This window comes from Stenotrophomonas sp. AC248 (genome assembly GCF_979258185.1).
The window spans coordinates 257,170-274,577 of record NZ_OZ409840.1 but is presented as its reverse complement, the minus strand read 5'-3'; the positions used below and the strand labels follow the sequence as shown (position 1 = coordinate 274,577).

The window sequence follows — 17,408 nt, the reverse complement described above, 5'->3', positions numbered from 1 at the left end:
CAGTGCGGGACCGTGCGTTTGTCGGGCTGGGCTGGTGGGAGGGGGTTGGCGGGACACGCCGTGAATCCATCCCTGGAGGCTCGTGGGCGCCATCCATGGCGCCCAACGGTCCCGCCAACCCCCTCCCACCAGCCCAAGACACATTGCGGTTCTCACAGAAACATCCGAAGCAACAGCCCGTTGTTTCCATGTGCGTTCTTGCTTGAGATTATTGTGTGTGGCCAGGGCCTTCTTCGATGGGCAGCATGCGTTCGCCGCGCCGACCAACCGTATCGGCAGTCGTTTGGGAACCGACCCTACCTCGTATCAATTGCCGTGCCTGGCCTGCTTGGCTTGTGCCGCTTGCTTCGCCTGCCCATGGCTACCGATCCACTGTCGGGGGTGGGGCTGGGTGGGCTTGCGGGACCGTTGGGCGCCATGGATGGCGCTCACGAGCCTACACGGACGTACTTGCGGCGTGTCCCGCGAGCCCACCCAGCCCCGCCCGGCCCGTCGCACGCGCCAACCAAAGCTTCGGCTCTACGCTTTGCGCTTTGCGCTCTGCGCTCTTCAAAAAGCTTCTAAAAAAACCCGTCACCCCCGCCGCGACCGCCACACACTGTCGCCGATAAACAGCAACAGCCCGGTCCAGATCGCCGCAAAGCCAATCGCCTTGGCCGTATCGAACGGCTCGCGGAAGAAGAACACCCCCAGCAACAACCCCAGGCTCGGCGCGATGTACTGCAGGATCCCCACCAGCGACAGCGGAATCCGCTTCACCCCGTAGGCAAACCCGATCAACGGCAGCGCCGTCACCGCACCGCCCAGAATCAGCAGCGCATCGTTCTTCCAGCCCCACCCGCTGAAAAAGCCCCCGCCGTGCCCGTTCTCGCTCCACAACGCAAACCCGATCGCCGGCAGGAACAGATACAGACTCTCCACCCCCAACCCCGCCACCGGGTCCACCGAAATCAGCTTCCGCAACAACCCGTACAGCCCGAACGAACAGGCCAGCCCCAACGCAATCCACGGCGGCGTGCCCGCATCGTAGGTCAGCCACGCCACCCCCAACGCCGCACACCCCACCGCCAGCCACTGCAACCCCCGCAGCCGCTCCTTCAGCACCACCACCCCCAGCACCACACTCACCAGCGGATTGATGAAATACCCCAGGCTCGTCTCGATCACATGGCCCGCATTGATCGCCCAGATGTACAGCCCCCAGTTGAACGCAATCGCCACACTGCTCAACGCCAGCGTCGGCAGCGCCCGCTTCTGCGCCGCAATCTGCTTCCACCAGCCCGTCCCCGCGCTCAGCAGCAGCCAGGCCACCACCAGCACCGTGCTCCAGATGATCCGGTGCGCGATGATCTGCTGCGACGGCACCGCCTGCAGCAGGTGCCAGTAGACCGGCACCAACCCCCACAGCGTGAACGTAAACGCCGTGATCGCCAGACCGCGCCGTTGCTCCTGCAGACTGTGCTGCGGCAGCGCGCTCATTTCGCGCGCGTCCGGGCCAGCGTCAGCACCAGCACGCCCACCAGAATCACCACCATCGCCGCGATGTCATGCAGCCCGAAACGCTCGTGGCCGATCAACGCGCCCAGCATCACCGCGATCACCGGATTCACATAGGCATAGCTGGCCGCCAGGGCCGGGCGCACGTTGTGCAGCAGCCACACATAGGCCGTGAACGCCACGATCGAACCGAACATGCACAGGTAGGCCACCGCCAACAGACCGTTCATGCTCGGCCACGTCGTCGGCCGCTCGCCCGTGGCCACGCCCAGCGCCACCAGCATCGCCCCGCCGCACAGCATCTGCCCCGCGGCCGTCATGAACGGGTTGGGCAGGTCCAGCCCGCGCGTCCAGACCGAACCGAAGGCCCACCCGATCGGCGCGATCAGCAGCAGGATCAACCCCTGCGGCGACGCCGTCAGGCTGCTGCCGGCGTTGAGCCAGACCACGCCCAGGAAGCCGATCGCGATGCCCAGCCACTCGCCACGGCTGGCGTGGGTGCCGCGCATCGCCCCGAACAGCGCCATCCACAACGGCACCGAGGCCACCGCCGTGGCGGCCAGGCCCGACGACACCGTGCGCTCGGCCAGCACCACCATGCCGTTGCCCAGCACCAGCATGGTCAGGCCCATGATGGCCAGGTTGCGCCACTGGCGGCCGGTGGGCGCGGCCATCCCGCGCCAGCGCAGCACCGCGTACATCAGCGACCCGGCGATGATGAAGCGGGCGCCGGACACCGTCGTCAGCGGCAGGGCGCCGCCCTCCAGCGCCAGCCGGATGCCCAGGTAGGTGGACCCCCAGACCACATACACCAGCAACAGGGCCAGTACGACAAGGCCGCTCCGGGGAGCAGCCGCTGAGGGTTCGGGCGAAGACATGGCACACCACCATCCGGGGGAACCCGGATTCTAGGCCACTGCGCCGCCCGGTTCACGAAGTAAAACGGCAAGCTGTGTCTGCTTTGGCCGCCCGGCGCGCCGGTGTCGGGCACCTGTCGTTGACGTGCGGTAGGGTAACAAGGGTGACGCACTACCGTTTCCCAGCCAGGACACCCTCCCTGCATGAGCACCCCTTCCTCCTCCGCCGCCGTGGCACACCCCGAGCGGGCCGCGCTGCGGCGCTCGATCTCCAACACCCTCAAAGGCTCGGCCGGCAACCTCGTCGAGTGGTATGACGTCTACGTCTACTCCGTGTTCGCGGTGTATTTCGAATCGCAGTTCTTCTCGGCCGCCGACAAGAACTCCACCATGTACGTCTGGGCGATCTTCGCCGCCACCTTCCTGATGCGCCCGATCGGGGCGTGGTACTTCGGCCGTTTCGCCGACCGCTACGGCCGGCGCCTGGCGCTGACGGTCTCGGTCACGGTGATGGCCGGCTGTTCGTTCCTCATCGCCATCACCCCCACCGCCTCGCAGATCGGCATCTGGGCGGCGGTGATCCTGCTGTTCGCGCGCCTGCTGCAGGGCTTCGCCACCGGCGGTGAATACGGCACCAGCGCCACCTACATGTCCGAGGCCGCCATTCCCGGCCGGCGCGGCTTCCTGTCCTCGTTCCACTACGTCACCCTGGTGGGCGGCCACGTGTTGGCGCAGCTGACCCTGCTGGGCATGCTCACCTTCTGGGACAAGCCGCAGATCTCCGAATGGGGCTGGCGCATCGCCTTCGGCATCGGTGGCATCGCCGCCATCGTGGTGTTCTGGCTGCGCCGCAGCATGGACGAATCGCTGGAGGTGTCGTCCATCGAAGCGGCCAAGGAAGGGCGGGCCAAGGCGTCCGGCTCGATGTACGAACTGTTCGTGCACCAGTGGCGGCCGCTGCTGCTGTGCTTCCTGATCACCGCCGGTGGCACCGTGGCCTTCTACACCTACTCGGTGAACGGGCCGAAGATGATCCAGAGCGCGTTCGCCGGCACCGACGTGATGACCGGGACGCTGATCAACCTGGGCGTGCTGACCTTCCTGATGGTGCTGCAGCCCATTGGCGGCTGGTTGTCCGACATCGTCGGCCGCAAGAGCCTGCTGGTGTTCTTCGGCGTGGGCGGCGTGCTGTACAGCCACTACCTGATCACGGCACTGCCCCAGCAGCAGGATCCGCTGATGGCCTTCGTGATCCTGGCCATCGGCTTTGTGATCCTGACCGGCTACACCTCGATCAACGCGGTGGTGAAGGCCGAACTGTTCCCCACCCACGTGCGTGCACTGGGCGTGGGCTTCGGCTATGCCATGGCCAATTCGCTGTTCGGCGGCACCGCGCCGCTGCTCTACCAGGCGGCCAAGACCACCGACCGGGTGGGCCAGTTCGCCTGGTATGTCACCGCGATCATCGCGGTATCGCTGGTGGTGTACGTGTTCTTCCTGAAGAACAAAGGCCCCAACTGGCTGGACGGCACCCGCACCCAGCCGTAAGCGTTGCACGGTGGCGGGCCGCACGCGCGGCCCGCGCTTCAATCACGGCCGGCCGATCGCGTACCCTTCTCCGTGACCCTGCGCCGATGATGCGGCGCAGGGCACTGGATGACGCAGCAGAGGGACGTGGCGGTGCGGGGATGGATCCTGTGGATGTTGATCGGGCTGGGGCTGTTGGTCCCGGCCGTCGGCGGTGCCCGCGAATGTCGCGCCGGGCAGCCGGTGCCCGACCGCCACCCCAGCAGCGTGGCCGGCGTGCCTACCGCGCTGGAGCAGCAGGCGCATACGCTGGCCTGCGAACGCCTGGAGCAGCGTGACCGGCCCCTGCGGCCGTGGCTGAGACCGGTACAACATGCGTTGACCGGGGTGCTCCTGGGCGCGGCCCTGCTGTGCGCGGTCACCCTGTTCCGGCAGTGGCGCTGGCGGTATCGCGGGCGCGCGGGCGGCTACGCCTTCGTTGCGGCGGCCGCGCTGAGTGCCGGGATGTTGCTCAAGATCGCGGTGGCGGTGTATCGCGGGGTGACCCTGTCCAACGTGCGCGGGCCGCCGCGCTGGCTCTGGTACGAACTCTCGCCGGTGGCCTTCACCGTGCAACAGTGCATCGAGGCGGCCTTCGCGCTGGGGATGGTCGGCTTCGGGTGGGCCCTGCTGCGATTGGGGCGCCCGCTGCCGCCCCCGAACCCGCTGCCGCGCCGCGGGCCACGCCGTGGACCGCGCCGCCGCTGAGGCGCCTCAGCGGCGCGAGGCTTCGCTCTGCTCGCGTACCTTGCGGAACTCCGACCCCTGCTCCCAATGCGGCCAGCGGCGGCTGTTGGCCAGCTCGGCGCCCAGGTCGTACACCAGCAGGGTATCGGCGGCATGGCCGCTGGCATCCCAGGTGGGGGTCCACGCGTCGCAGGCCTGGTGGTAGCACGCGGCGAAGTAGGCATCGCGCAGTTCACGGCCCTTCTCCACGCCGCCGTCGGTCATGTCCAACCCCGGACCGATGGTGATGGCCGGCACGCCCAGGCGGGCGAAGGCGAAGTGGTCGGCGCGGTAGAAGAAGCCGGCTTCCAGGTTCGGGTCCGGCGAATAGCTGCGGCCGCGGGCCTTGGCCACGCGCTCCAGGTCGCCTTCCAGCGACACCCGGCCCTTGCCCCAGGACGCGATGTCACGGGTGGGGCCATCGGGGCTGAACATCTCGATGTTCAACACGGCGGCGGTCTTGTCCAGCGGGGCGAGCGGGTGCGCGGCGTAATAGCTGGCGCCGAGCAGGCCCTTCTCTTCAGCGGTCAGCGCCACGAAGTACAGCGTGCGCTGCGGTTGCGGGCCGGCGGCGAACACGCGGCCCAGCTCCAGCACGGTGGCCACGCCGGTGGCGTTGTCGATCGCGCCGCGACGGATGCGGTCGCCCTTGGCATCGGGCTGGCCGATACCGAACGCGTCCCAATGCGCGGAGAAGATCACCGCTTCATCGGCATGCGCGCCGCCAGGCAGCTTGGCCACCACGTTGCGGGTGATCACCTGCTCGCGCTTGAGCTTGAAGTCCACCGACAGGCGCGCGTCGCCCAGTGCCACCGGCTTGAACGCCGGGGTCATGGCTTTGCGCTTTTCGGCATCGAAATCCAGGCCGGCGTCGCGGAACAACTGCTCGGCCAGGCTGCGCTGCATCCAGCCGCGCACCGGCACGTGCTGGGCCAGCGCCTGCTCGGGGGTGCGCTCGATGTCGAACAGCGGCGAGGTGCCCGAGCTCTTCACCGTGGCCCAGCCATACGCGGCCGGCGCGGTTTCATGCACGATCAGCACGCCCTGCGCGCCGCGGCGGGCAGCCTCTTCGAACTTGTAGGTCCAGCGGCCGTAGTAGGTCACCGCCTTGCCATCGAACGCGCCGGGCTGGTCGGCCTCGAAGTCGGCATCGTTGATCAGCACCACGGCGATCTTGCCGTGCAGGTCCACGTCCTTGTAGTCGTTCCACTGCCGCTCGGGTGCGTCGATGCCGTAACCGACGAACACCAGCGGTGCGTCCTTGATGGCCACCGCCTGCTGCGGTCGCAGGCTCTGCAGGGTCACGTCCTCGCCATTGGCCAGGGTGCGCGTGCTGCCCTTCTGGCGCAGCTGTGCACGCACCGGGCCCTCAACCTGGGCACGCACCATCGGCACCGGCTGCACCCAGCTGCCGTCCACGCCGCCGGGCTGCAGGCCGTACTTCTTGAATTCTTCAATCAGGTACTGAACGGTCCGCTCTTCGCCAGGCGTCGCCGGGGCGCGGCCTTCGAAGTCGTCCGAGGCCAGGATGCGCACGTGCCGCGACAGTGCCTGCGGGTCGATGCCGCCGCCGGGCAGGTCATTGGCCGCGTGGGCCAAGCCACCCACGAACAGGCAGGACGACAGCAGCAACATGCGCATCGGATTCACGGCAGGCACCAGCACGGAAAGCAAGGGCCTGCGAGTGTAACGTGACACCTGCATGACCGTGCAGCCGATGCCGTGGCGGCGATGCCGGGAGCATCACGACCAACGGTCGTGGCCTACCGGCGGTCGCGGTCCAGCCAGCAGGCCAGGCCCTGCGCATTGAGCTCGATGTCCATCGCCAGCACCTGCGTCACCGCCGCATCGTCAAGCCGGCAGCCGTGCGCCTGCGCGCGCTCCAGGTACAGCGCGGTCAGCGCCGCCACCAGGCAGCGGTGGCGGTCGGGGCGCGCATCGCACTGGTGCCCGATGTGGACCATCGCATCGATCTGCTCGACCAGGTCGGCGCCCAGTCTGGCCACGTCCTGGACGCGGCCGTAGTGGGTGAGGAACATCGCCTGCGGCGCGACCGCCAGCAGGCGCGCGATCGACTGCTTCAGCGGTTCCGGGTCGAACTGCACCGGCGAGGAGGTAGGCACGATGAACGCGCCGCGGTCGCTGTCCAGTTCGCGGTAGGACAGCCCGAAGGTGTCGCCGGTGAACCATGCGCGGCTGCGCGCGTCCCACACGCACAGGTGGTGGCGCGCATGCCCGGGGGTGTCGATGCAGAGCAGACTGCGCCCGGCCAGATCCACCCGATGGCCGTCGTCGGCGATGACCACGCGGTCGGGGCTGACCGGCAGAATCGGGCCGTAGCTGTGCTCGATCTGCGTCTGCCCATACACCTCGGTCGCCCCGGCGATCAGCCGGGTTGGATCGACCATGTGCGGCGCACCGCGCGGATGCACCACCAGCCGGGCGTGCGGCAGTTGCTGCATCAGCAGCCCGGCACCGCCGGCGTGGTCCAGGTGCACGTGGGTGAGGATCAACCAGTCCACCGCGTCCACGGCCAGCCCGGCGCGTTGCAGCGCGGCCAGCATCGCCGGCACGGCCAGGCCGGTGCCACAGTCGATGAAGGCGGCGCGACCGTTCTCCACGACCAGGTAGGCCGCGTCGAAACTGCCGCGTTGCATGAAGCCGGTATCAATGGTGTGGATGCTGGGGTCGAACGACATCGGATCATCCCGGGCGGATTACGCCTCCATCTTAGGATGATCCACCGGCCTGCTTCGATGCGGCTTTGGTCGCACGCTGGGCCAGCCACGAAGTGCGCAGCAGGATCGCGCCGACCAGCACCGCCAGGAATGCGCCATAGGCATACAGCACCGCCAGCACCTGGCGCCAGATCGGCCCGGCATCGGATTGCACCACGCCGATATGGTGGCCCCACAGCATCGCCGCGATGCTCAGCACGAAGGCCAGCAGCAGCGCGATGGCATCGAACGCGCGCCGCGCCGCATCACGCGGCTGCCGCGGAAACAGCCAATACAGCGCACCCAGCAGCACGAACCAGGGCAGGAACAACAACAACGACAACCAGGCCATCGCAGTCTCCCCATCAGGATGCCCGCATCATGCCACGTGCCCGAACCCGGTAGCGCCGGCCGCTGGCCGGCACCACGCACTACCGCGATCGCTTGGTTGCCGGCCAGCGGCCGGCACTACGGATCGCCGCGGCCGGCATTACCCGCGCAGTTCCTGCAATGCGGCCAGCACCACGTCCACTTCGGCGTCCAGCTTGAACAACTCGCTCTGCAGGCCATCGCCGTGTTCGGTCTGCTTGAGCACGCCGATCAACTGGCCGGCATCACGCGGCGAATCGAAGCCCTCGCTCTGGATCAGCAGGCTGCCGTCACCGGCCAGCAGCTTGAAGTAGAAGCGGCCGTCCTGCTCACGGTACTGCTTGAACAGCGGCGGTGCCGCGCGCGCTTCGGTGGCATCGTCACCGGCGATGTCGCCGGCGCTGGACAGGTCACGCAGACCCACCGCATGGCGCAGTTCCTTCAGCAGCGGCACGGCGTACTGCTCGCGCAGCTGCTGGCCACGGCGGCGCAGCAGCGCCTCGATCTTTTCCGGCTCGGCCATCAGCGCCTCATAGCGCTCGCGCAGCGGGGTGAGCTCGGCGTCGATGCGCTCGAACAGCTGCTGCTTGGCATCGCCCCAGCTGATGCCGTCGGCGAAGGCCTGGGCAAACGCGGCGGTCTGTTCGGCGCTGGCGAAGGCCTGGTACATCTGGAACAGCGCCGAGCCGTCGGTGCTCTTCGGCTCGCCCGGTGCGCGCGAATCGGTGAGGATGGAGAACACCAGCTTCTTCAGCTCCGCGCGCGGGGCGAACAGCGGAATGGTGTTGTGGTAACTCTTGCTCATCTTGCGCCCGTCCAGGCCGGCCAGCGTGGCCACCTGTTCGTCGATCACCACCTCCGGCAGCGGGAAGTACGCCTTGCCATACACGTGGTTGAAGCGCTGGGCGAAATCACGCGCCATCTCGATGTGCTGGATCTGGTCGCGGCCCACCGGCACGCGGTTGGCCTTGAAGATCAGGATGTCGGCGGCCATCAGCACCGGGTACATGAACAGCCCGGCGCTGATCCCGGCGTCCTCGTCCAGCTGCTCCTCGCGGTTCTTGTCCACGGCCGCCTTGTAGGCATGCGCGCGGTTGAGGATGCCCTTGCTGGCGATCGCGGTGAGGAACCACATCAGCTCGGTGGTTTCGGGAATGTCGCTCTGCCGGTAGAACCACACCTTGTCCGGGTCCAGCCCGCAGGCCAGCCAGCTGGCCGCGATCTCCAGGGTCGAACGCTGGGTGCGCTCGGGCTCCTGCGCCTTGATCAGGCTGTGCAGGTCGGCCAGGAAGAAGAAGCTCTCGATCTCCGACGCCTGGCTGGCCGCGATGGCCGGGCGGATGGCGCCCACATAGTTGCCCAGGTGGGGGGTGCCGGAGGGGGTGATGCCGGTAAGAACGCGGGTGGTCATAGGGGGGATCATTACGGACAGGTGAACCAGACCAGTTTACCTGCCCGCGCCCAACCCCGTTGGCAGCGGTAGGCCGTTCAACCCATCACCCCAACGTGGAGCCGTGCCATGAAACGCCTGTTGCTGCCCCTGCTTGCCGTGCTGGCCCTGTGCGGCTTCCGCCCGGCCCCGCTGCCCCCGCGCCTGGATCCCGGCCCGGTCTACCTGACCGTGCTGGACCGCGATGCGGGCACCACGCTGCCGCAGTACCGCGACGGCGGCCAGCGCTGGATCGCCGGGGAAAAGGGCCACCGCTACAGTGTGCGGCTGCGCAACCACAGCGCCGAGCGGGTGCTGGTGGTGGTGTCGGTGGATGGCCTGAACGCCATCAGCGGCGAGGTGGCCGCGCCCGGCCAGACCGGCTACGTGCTCAACCCCTGGCAGACGGCCGACATCAGCGGCTGGCGCAAATCGCAGGACGAGGTGGCGCAGTTCGTGTTCACTTCGCCCGGCAAAAGCTACGCCGGGCGCACCGGCCGCCCGGACAACATCGGGGTGATCGGCATCGCGGTGTTCCGCGAAGCCGGCGCCGTGCTGACCACGCCCGCGCTCAAGCCCGTGCCGGGGCGCCGCCGTTTGTCCACGCTACATGACGACGCGCAGGCCGAAGCCATGGCTGACAGCAGCGCGCGTGGCTCGGCTGCGCCTGCACCGGCTGCACCGGCCCAGCGGCTGGGCACCGGGCATGGCGCGCGCGAAACCTCGCAGGTCCGCGATACCACCTTCGAACGTTCCACTGACTACCCGGTGCAGCAGACCGAGCTGCGCTACGACAGTGCCAGCAACCTGCGCGCACGCGGCATCCTGCCGGTGCAGCCGCCGCGCCAGGACGGTCCGCGCGCGTTCCCGTCGCAGTACGTGCCCGACCCGCCGGGCGGCGGTCGCCGCTGAGCGGGCACATGCATCCAAAAAAACGGGCCGCGATGCGGCCCGTTTCGTTTCATACACCCGGTGAAGCTGTGGCTGGCACGTACGTGCCGGCGTCACTTGTAATCTGGGTAGTCCTTGCGAATGGCGGTTTCGAAGTCGCGGACCTCGGTTTCGGCGCGGTCGCGGGCCCAGCCATAGCGTTCCTGCAGGCGACCGGCCAGGTACTCGGCGTTGCCTTCGGCTACCTTGAAATCGTCATCGGTGAGGTCGCCCCACTTGGCCTGCGCCTTGCCCTTGAGCTGCGTCCACTTGCCGGAAATGATGTCTTTGTTCATGGGTTCGCTTCCTTGATTGCAACGGCACCTTCGCCGCACGGACAGAATGCGATGGACGACGTTCGGTGGCGGTCAAGCGCGGATGAAACGCATGCTCACGTGGTTGAACAGGTGCTGGCGGACGCATGCCCCAGACGCGAAAAAGGCCGGGAGTTCCCGACCTTTTTCGGTGCAGCCTGATCGCGTGGATCAGTTGGTCTTGGCGGCGTCTTCGACCTTCTCGCCGGCCTTCTGCACGTCCTTGCCAGCACCGGCAACGGTGTTGCAGCCGGACAGCATGGCTACCGAGAACATCGACAACAGCATCAGTGCAATAACACGCTTCATGGGGTTCTCCTGTTTAATCTACGTCGACACCGGCAATCCGGTCCCACCTGTCAGATGAACCCGCCACCGCACGGCGGCAATGGCAGATCCTCTTCCCGATCGCGGTGACGTCGTGGCTGTTTCCAGCACCGCCGCCGCGTGAAGTGCAATCTGGCGGGAGACGCGTGCAGCGAATGTGAACGCACCGCGCCAGCGTTCAGCAAACCGCAGGAAAGCCCCGGCCGGCGGGGTCTTCAGTCGCGCATCAAGGTGGATTTTCCGAACAGGCTTTCCACCAGGTCCACGGCCAGCACGGCAGTGCTGTTGCGGTTGTCCAGCAGCGGATTGAGTTCCACGATGTCCAGCGACCCCATGCGGCCGGTGTCGGCGATCATCTCCATCACCAACTGCGCCTCGCGGTAGTTCACCCCGCCCGGCACCGTGGTGCCCACGCCCGGAGCGATGCTGGGGTCCAGGAAGTCCACATCGAAACTGACATGCAGGTGAGTGTTGTCGTCGATGCCGTGCAGCGCCGCTTCCATAGTGCGCTTCATGCCGGCTTCGTCGATGTAGCGCATGTCATACACATCCACCTGGTGCTGCTTGATCAGCCGCTTCTCTTCCTGGTCCACCGAGCGGATACCGATCTGGTGCACCTGCTGCGGGCGGATCGCCGGGGCATCGCCGCCCAACCGGGTCAGCGCGTCCGGGCCCAGCCCACACAGGCAGGCCACCGGCATGCCGTGCACGTTGCCCGACGGGGTGACCTCGCTGGTGTTGAAATCCGAATGCGCATCCAGCCACAGCACGCGCAGGGTCTTGCCCTGCTCGCGGCACCAGCGCGCCACCGCGGTGATCGAACCGATGCCCAGGCAATGGTCGCCGCCGAGCATGATCGGCATGCGGCCGGCCTGCAGTTCGGCGTAGGTGGCGTCCATCAACGCGCGGTTCCACGCCACCACCTCGTCCAGGTGGCGATAGCCCTCCACCGGCGCGGTCCACGGGTTGCGCGGGCCGTCCAGGTTGCCCAGGTCGCGCACGTCCACGCCACGCGCGGCCAGCGCGTCGCCCAGGCCGGCGATGCGCAGTGCATCCGGGCCGAGACCGGCGCCGCGATGGCCCGCGCCGATGTCGGTGGGAACGCCGATCAGGGAAACCGGGGGATACGTGGCCATGGGATGCCTCCTGCAAATGCGAAAAAAGAGCCACAGTCTAGCCAGCTCCGCGCAGACCCACTCGCGGCGGTGCAGCAGGGCTGTCAACGGGTGCCCCCGAGCGCGCACTTCCGCGCCGCGCCACGGCAATCCCCTTCCAACCAGTGGGCGGGGGACAAAAGGTACGCTCATCGAGAAGATCGGCTACATCGCGCGACTGCACGCGTCTGCTCCGCCATTACATTGGATCACGCAACCGTCGCTTGACTGTAACTGTGGAAATTCTGAGTATCCGCAAAGAACCAAGCAACCAAACCAATCCCGGTAACGCGAGGCAGTTCTTCAAACCCAAGGAGAGTGGTTTGCAACGTCTGTACCGCAACGAGGCGCCGAGCATTCCGGAGCATCGAAGGCTTGGAGAGACATCAATTGCTCAGCCCATCTCACGCTGGCTTGGCACAGCAAATTCGCTTTTCAGCGCATCCTCTATTGCTGCCTTCACATTGAGATTCAGGGCCGCCTACCTGATCGCGCCATTGGCTCTGGCCCTCCTTTCCACTTCATGCGCCGGTTCAGGTGAACCTCTTTCGACAGCATGCACGCCAGGCAGAAGTTCACTCTTGAGTTCGACCGATGCAGAGGGCTTTAACGTCATCGTATTCGGTGAAACCCACGGAAATTCCCAAAGCCCAACAATCTTCTTGGATTTCGTCTGCCGACTAGCATCAACGTCAGCACCTGTCCTCGTTGGAATAGAGATCCCGCCCTCCTCCGTTGATGCTGTTCGAGATGCGGCGCGACATGGAAGGGAAACAGTGTTTGAGGACCTCTTCTGGGCGAAATCGAGGGATGGCCGATCAAGTTCCGCGAACCTGGTCCTTGTCGAGCGTCTGGTCCGGTTGGAGTCGGAGGGATTCATTCGGCTTGTCGGATTCGACAAGCGCGTGACCGGAAAGGAGGCGTTTGGCTCAAGCGCCCTTGCTGCTTTGACGTCCAAGGGGTTGAGAAAGGGTACGAACGAAAAATGGGTGTTGCTCACCGGTCGAGGTCACTCACGATACGAGGATGACCCGTCGAGCTTGACTTACGCCCTCGTCAACAGCGGACGAAGCACCAAGGTTGTAGACCTCTCCTTTGCCACGGGAACAACGTGGGCATGCGTAATGGGCGAATGCAAGGTTCGGCAGACTGGAAACAGGGAATGCGAGACCTCCCTCAAGCCTGAGGAGGTTGTGTCTGGCACGCGCTTTCAGATCACCCATCGATGCATTGACTCCGCCACGGCGTCTGCCCCGGCGGCAGATTCAGCTCGAGATATCGACAGATAGTGGATCCTCCAGTACCGTCCGGTAGTCATCAGTGCGCCGTCGAGCTCCGGCGCAGCGGCATGACTACCTGGGCTGGTCCGGTGAAAGGCTGAGCAGCGGCGCTACCAGGATGACCCTCCGTGGCGTGCGCCAGGCGCTGCTGGACGCCGGCTTCCGCTTGCCGGTGATGCGCGTGGACGCGCGCTCGGCCACCCAGGTGACGTTCCTGGTGAAGTCGTTGTTGTCGTATCGGTTTGCTGAAACCAGCTGATCGGAGCCGATCGCTGAGGGGCGCAGAAGATGGTGCCGCTTATCCGAATCGAACGGATGACCTACTGTTTACAAGACAGTTGCTCTACCAACTGAGCTAAAGCGGCATGGCGCGCGGCGATTCTAACGCACCCGCGCACAGTCGAGCGAGCGTTGCTGGGCCGCACCGCTGCGTTGCCGGGCGACGCTGGCATCGGCCGGGGCTGCCAGGGTCGCGTCCAGCCACCATTGCGCGCTGCCGTCGCCACCGCTGGCGATCAGGCGGGCGTTGAAGCCGGCGGCACTCAGCGCGGCCATGCGGCGTTCAGCACCCTCGCGGTTGCGATACTGGCCAAGGGCAATGGCGTTGGTCTCTTCCCCGTTGGCGATGATGTAGTAGTCGCTCAGCCCGGCGGCGACGATGCGCTTGACCGTGGCCTGCGCGTCCTCGCGGCTGGCGGCCGCGGGCAGGACCACCCGGTAGCGGGTGGCCCCGGCATCGGCCACCTCGCGCAGACGCGCGCCACGCAGCGTGCCGCCGGCCTTGGCCTGCGCGGCCTGGGCCGCGGCGCGGTCGGTGAACGGACCCAGGCTCACGCATTGGGCGGGCGCGGCGGGCACGGGTGCAGGTGCTTGGTCTACGGCCGCTCCGGGCGCAGGCGGCGCGGCAACGGGCGCAGACGCCAGAGCGGTGGCCGCGGGAGATTCGGCAGCCGGTGCCTTGGCCGGCGCAGCGGCCGGCGGTGGCGGCACGGGTGCCGGCGTCACGTCATCCAGCGCCGCGGCGGGCGTGCTGGCAATGGCGGCGCCCGGGGGCGCACTCGCACTGGCAGGCAGCAGCTGCAGCTGGGCCACCCCGGTGGTCGGCGGCGGCGGCGCGGGCGCCGGTTCGCCCCGCAACATCCACCACAACGCCACCCCCAGGTTGAGGATGGCCAGCACGACGATCAGGGCACGGGTCAGCATGCGGCGATCCTACCGTGTGCCTGCCGGCTGATGCACGGCCCAGCGCGCCAGGCCGTCGAGCACCAGCGCAGGCTGGTAATGCGCATCCTCCAGCAGCGGCATCAGCGCGGGCGCGCCGCCGCCATGCACCAGCAGCGCCGGCAGGTGTCCCAGCAGCCGGGCCGCCTGCGCGCGGCTGCGTTCAATCAGGGCCACCGCTGCACCGTCGCAACCGGAGGCAAGCGCGTCGGCCGTGTCATTGGCGAACTCACTATAGTCACCGCCGGTGGGCGGCAGCTGCACCGCGCGCGCATGCAGCGCTTCGCGCATGGTCGTTGGCGATGCCGCGATGCGGCCGCCGTGGTGCAGGCCATCGGCATCCAGCAGGTCGATGGTCAACGCGGTGCCCACCCCGGCCACCACCACCGCTTCACCGCGTTCGGCCGCGGCCAGCAGCGCCAGGAAGCGGTCCACGCCGAACTTCGCCGGGTCGGCATAGGCCACCCGCACACCCGCACAGCGGGCCTCGGTACGGGCCACCCGCACCTCGCGGAAACGGCCCTGCAGGATCGCCAGCATGCTGCGGGTCAGGGTAGGCGCGGCGACGCTGGCCACGTAGGCCACATCGCCACTGGGCAATGCCTGCAACTGCTCGGCGGGCATGGTCTCGGCACCGTGCGGCCAGGCCTGCACATCGCCGGCGCGCACACCCTGCAGCGGCGCGAATTTGAACCGGGAATTGCCGAGGTCGAACAACCAGTCGCTCATTGCGCCCTCACGCTGACTTCGCCTGCATGCACGTGCTGCTCCACCCCGTCGATGCGCACGCGCAGCGCGCCATCGTCGGCCAATCCGAGCGCGGTGCCTTCGCGCCATTGCCCGCCCTGCTCCACGCGCACGGTCTGGCCGCGCAGCAGATCCAGTTCGGCATAGCGCGGCAGGAACGGTGCCAAGCCCTCGGCGTCGAACGTCTCCAGCGCGGGCAACAGCCGCGCCAGTACCGCCGCGACCACTGTATTGCGGTCCACCGGCGCGCCGGCCAGCGTGTCCAGGTCGATCCAGGGCTGGGTGATCTGTTCGGCGAAGGCGGCCGGCATGTGCACGTTGATGCCAATCCCGATTACCGCCCGCGCCGGCCCGGCATATTCGCCGCCGCCCTCGGCGAGCAACCCCACCAGCTTGCGCCCGTCGACCATCAGGTCATTGGGCCACTTCAGCCGCGCCTGCACATAGCCCAGGTCGTGCAGCGCTTCGGCCACCGCGATGCCGGCCACCAGGCTCAGGCCGCTCAGGCGCACCAGCCCGCCAGAGAACAGCCGCAGCACCGACAGGTACACATGCGCGGCCAACGGCGAGGCCCAGGTACGCCCGCGCCGACCCCGACCGCCGGTCTGGCGCTCGGCCAACAGGACGCGAACGCCCTGTTCAGGCGCGCTGCACCGCAGCAATTCGGCGTTGGTGGAGTCCACCGTCCACGCCACCTGCAGGTCGCGCACCAGCGCCTGGGCGTCCTTCGGCAAGCGGGCGCGGATAGCATCGGCGTCCAGCAGGTCCATCGGCCGGGTCAGGCCGTAGCCTTCGCCCGCGCGCCCCTCCACTTCGACCCCGGCGGCTCTAAGCCCTTGAATCCGCTTCCAAATCGCGGCCCGGGTCACGCCCAGCTCATGGGCCAGGGCGTCGCCGGACAGGCGCCCGGCGCCCAGTTTGGCCAGCAGTTGGCGGTCGTCCACGGCAGCTTCCATCAGGTGATCGGCAAAAGTATGCGGGAAAGCCCCGCCGCTTGCCTGCCGGGAGGGGTTCCAATCACGGCCCTGAATCGGGCTAGAATCGAAGACTGACCCGCCCTTCCGGATGTCGACGATGCGCCCGTTCGCCCATTGCCTGATCCTGCTGATGGCCCCCTTGGCCGCGCATGCTTCCGATGCGCTGACCAGCACGGGGCGGGGCGGCTGTGTGTATTCGCCGGCCGAGAGCGAGCGCACCGCACCGGCGGCGGCACCTGCCGCACGCGCACCGGCCGTGAAGCCGAGCGCGGCCAGCGGCACCAGCAGCGGCGGTGGCGGCGACGACGACGTCCTGCCGCGCCTGCGCGCGCCGAAATGGCACAGCTTCCTGCCGGGCATGTTCCGCTGATCGAACGTATGTGGGGTTGGCTGCGGCGCACGCCGCGCGCGATTGATCCGGTTCTGTGGCAGCAAAGCTGCCAGCGTGGCCCGTGGCTGCAGGGACTGGACGCACCACGCCGCGACCGACTGGCCGGCCTGGCTGCGCGCTTCCTGCATGAAAAAACCATCAGCCCAGTAGGCGGCCTGGTTCTGGATGACAGCGATGCGGTCCTGCTGGCCGCGCTGTGCTGCCTGCCGCTGCTGGAACTGGGCGAGGTGGGCCTGCGCGGCTGGTCGCAACTGATCGTGTATCCGGACGCGTTCCGCGTACAGCGCAGCCACGTGGATGCGGCCGGCGTACTGCACCAGTGGGACGACGAGCTGATTGGCGAATCGTGGGACAGCGGTCCGCTGATTCTGTCCTGGGCCGATATCCAGGCCGACATCGCCGATCCGCATGCGGGCTACTGCGTGGCCGTGCATGAGATGGCGCACAAGATCGATGCGCTCGATGGGGCGATCGACGGCACCCCGCCGCTCCCGCGCGAATGGCAGCGCGAATGGGCGAAGGATTTCCAGGCGGCGTATGACAGGTTCTGCGCCCAGGTGGACCGTGGCCGGGAGACGCTGATCGACCCGTATGCGGCCGAAGCGCCCGAAGAGTTCTTCGCGGTGGCGACCGAATACCACTTTTCTGCGCCGGATCTGTTGGCGCAGGAGATGCCGGGCGTGGCCGCGCATCTGCGTCGGTTTTATGGGGCTTCGCCGGGGTTGCCGGGTACCGACCAACGGTCGGTGCCTACCGCGGTGCGCTGATCGTTTTTCGTACCGACCAACGGTCGGTACCTATCGTGGGATGTTGGGGGGTTTTCGTACCGGCCCCGTGCTTGGCGCGTTGGCCACGTCGGGTAGGCATCGACCGTTGGTCGATGCATTGCCGGCCCCCGCGGTAATC

The 17,408-nt window shown here is 67.5% G+C and carries 18 protein-coding genes, 1 tRNA gene and 1 pseudogene; 7 read left to right on the top strand and 13 right to left on the bottom strand.

Translation table 11 applies throughout. From position 1 onward, the window contains the following. Positions 1 to 573: 573 nt before the first annotated feature. Complete coding sequence (gene rarD, locus ACZ0AE_RS01230; protein WP_141058158.1) at positions 574 to 1,479, bottom strand: EamA family transporter RarD; 906 nt, start codon at positions 1,477 to 1,479, stop codon at positions 574 to 576. Next, positions 1,476 to 2,375, bottom strand: a complete 900-nt coding sequence (gene yedA, locus ACZ0AE_RS01225; protein WP_463600189.1) for a drug/metabolite exporter YedA — start codon at positions 2,373 to 2,375, stop codon at positions 1,476 to 1,478. Before yedA ends, rarD begins: the two co-directional genes overlap by 4 nt. Before the next feature lie 183 nt (positions 2,376 to 2,558). On the opposite strand from yedA, the gene ACZ0AE_RS01220 reads away from it, so the two are divergent. Next, the gene (locus tag ACZ0AE_RS01220; RefSeq protein WP_038691065.1) at positions 2,559 to 3,902 is read left to right on the top strand and encodes an MFS transporter; all 1,344 of its coding nucleotides are present in this window, start codon (positions 2,559 to 2,561) and stop codon (positions 3,900 to 3,902) included. A gap of 153 nt (positions 3,903 to 4,055) precedes the next feature. Continuing rightward, positions 4,056 to 4,628: a hypothetical protein gene (locus ACZ0AE_RS01215; protein ID WP_463600188.1), complete on the top strand. Its 573-nt coding sequence runs from the start codon at positions 4,056 to 4,058 to the stop codon at positions 4,626 to 4,628. Positions 4,629 to 4,634: 6 nt separating this feature from the next. On the opposite strand, the gene ACZ0AE_RS01210 is transcribed toward ACZ0AE_RS01215, so the two are convergent. The 4 genes from ACZ0AE_RS01210 to ACZ0AE_RS01195 all read right to left on the bottom strand — a co-directional run bounded on the left by ACZ0AE_RS01210 (position 4,635) and on the right by ACZ0AE_RS01195 (position 9,143). Beyond that, on the bottom strand, positions 4,635 to 6,287 hold the full coding sequence (locus ACZ0AE_RS01210; RefSeq protein WP_463602045.1) for a M28 family metallopeptidase: 1,653 nt from the start codon (positions 6,285 to 6,287) through the stop codon (positions 4,635 to 4,637). 122 nt (positions 6,288 to 6,409) lie between these two features. Further along, on the bottom strand, positions 6,410 to 7,345 hold the full coding sequence (locus ACZ0AE_RS01205) for an MBL fold metallo-hydrolase (RefSeq protein WP_463600187.1): 936 nt from the start codon (positions 7,343 to 7,345) through the stop codon (positions 6,410 to 6,412). A 31-nt stretch (positions 7,346 to 7,376) separates the two neighbouring features. Then, positions 7,377 to 7,715 carry a hypothetical protein gene (locus ACZ0AE_RS01200; RefSeq protein WP_463600186.1) on the bottom strand — a complete coding sequence of 113 codons (339 nt, stop codon included), beginning with the start codon at positions 7,713 to 7,715 and terminating at the stop codon, positions 7,377 to 7,379. Positions 7,716 to 7,853: 138 nt separating this feature from the next. After that, positions 7,854 to 9,143, bottom strand: coding sequence for a tryptophan--tRNA ligase (locus ACZ0AE_RS01195; RefSeq protein ID WP_038691073.1), 1,290 nt, complete (start codon positions 9,141 to 9,143; stop codon positions 7,854 to 7,856). 108 nt (positions 9,144 to 9,251) lie between these two features. Here ACZ0AE_RS01195 and ACZ0AE_RS01190 point away from each other — a divergent pair, with 108 nt between their 5' ends. Beyond that, a complete protein-coding gene (locus ACZ0AE_RS01190) occupies positions 9,252 to 10,073 on the top strand; it encodes a hypothetical protein (RefSeq protein ID WP_463600185.1) in 822 nt (273 codons plus the stop codon). A gap of 92 nt (positions 10,074 to 10,165) precedes the next feature. Here the strand turns inward: ACZ0AE_RS01190 and ACZ0AE_RS01185 are convergent, their stop codons facing one another. From ACZ0AE_RS01185 to rocF, 3 genes are all read right to left on the bottom strand, one after another. Then, the gene (locus ACZ0AE_RS01185; RefSeq protein ID WP_038691077.1) at positions 10,166 to 10,387 is read right to left on the bottom strand and encodes a CsbD family protein; all 222 of its coding nucleotides are present in this window, start codon (positions 10,385 to 10,387) and stop codon (positions 10,166 to 10,168) included. A gap of 189 nt (positions 10,388 to 10,576) precedes the next feature. Then, positions 10,577 to 10,714 (bottom strand): entericidin A/B family lipoprotein, encoded by a 138-nt coding sequence (locus ACZ0AE_RS01180; protein ID WP_038691079.1) that lies wholly within the window; start codon positions 10,712 to 10,714, stop codon positions 10,577 to 10,579. 233 nt (positions 10,715 to 10,947) lie between these two features. Further along, on the bottom strand, positions 10,948 to 11,868 hold the full coding sequence (rocF, locus tag ACZ0AE_RS01175) for an arginase (RefSeq protein WP_448132817.1): 921 nt from the start codon (positions 11,866 to 11,868) through the stop codon (positions 10,948 to 10,950). Between the two features lie 242 nt (positions 11,869 to 12,110). Here rocF and ACZ0AE_RS01170 point away from each other — a divergent pair, with 242 nt between their 5' ends. Together ACZ0AE_RS01170 and ACZ0AE_RS01165 are read left to right on the top strand one after the other, a co-directional pair. Beyond that, positions 12,111 to 13,175 (top strand): hypothetical protein, encoded by a 1,065-nt coding sequence (locus ACZ0AE_RS01170; RefSeq protein ID WP_463600184.1) that lies wholly within the window; start codon positions 12,111 to 12,113, stop codon positions 13,173 to 13,175. 127 nt (positions 13,176 to 13,302) lie between these two features. Continuing rightward, a pseudogene (locus ACZ0AE_RS01165) lies at positions 13,303 to 13,425 on the top strand (GTP-binding protein); the annotation flags it as partial. Positions 13,426 to 13,455: 30 nt separating this feature from the next. Here ACZ0AE_RS01165 and ACZ0AE_RS01160 read toward each other — a convergent pair. From ACZ0AE_RS01160 to birA, 4 genes are all read right to left on the bottom strand, one after another. After that, positions 13,456 to 13,531, bottom strand: a tRNA-Thr gene (locus ACZ0AE_RS01160). Positions 13,532 to 13,547: 16 nt separating this feature from the next. After that, on the bottom strand, positions 13,548 to 14,369 hold the full coding sequence (locus ACZ0AE_RS01155; RefSeq protein WP_463600183.1) for an SPOR domain-containing protein: 822 nt from the start codon (positions 14,367 to 14,369) through the stop codon (positions 13,548 to 13,550). Between the two features lie 9 nt (positions 14,370 to 14,378). Then, positions 14,379 to 15,116, bottom strand: a complete 738-nt coding sequence (locus ACZ0AE_RS01150; RefSeq protein WP_463600182.1) for a type III pantothenate kinase — start codon at positions 15,114 to 15,116, stop codon at positions 14,379 to 14,381. Beyond that, on the bottom strand, positions 15,113 to 16,078 hold the full coding sequence (gene birA / locus ACZ0AE_RS01145; RefSeq protein WP_463600181.1) for a bifunctional biotin--[acetyl-CoA-carboxylase] ligase/biotin operon repressor BirA: 966 nt from the start codon (positions 16,076 to 16,078) through the stop codon (positions 15,113 to 15,115). Before birA ends, ACZ0AE_RS01150 begins: the two co-directional genes overlap by 4 nt. Positions 16,079 to 16,208: 130 nt before the next feature. Here birA and ACZ0AE_RS01140 point away from each other — a divergent pair, with 130 nt between their 5' ends. Together ACZ0AE_RS01140 and ACZ0AE_RS01135 are read left to right on the top strand one after the other, a co-directional pair. After that, positions 16,209 to 16,481: a hypothetical protein gene (locus ACZ0AE_RS01140; protein WP_038692631.1), complete on the top strand. Its 273-nt coding sequence runs from the start codon at positions 16,209 to 16,211 to the stop codon at positions 16,479 to 16,481. Beyond that, positions 16,448 to 17,269, top strand: coding sequence for a M90 family metallopeptidase (locus tag ACZ0AE_RS01135; protein ID WP_463600180.1), 822 nt, complete (start codon positions 16,448 to 16,450; stop codon positions 17,267 to 17,269). Before ACZ0AE_RS01140 ends, ACZ0AE_RS01135 begins: the two co-directional genes overlap by 34 nt. Positions 17,270 to 17,408 lie beyond the last annotated feature (139 nt).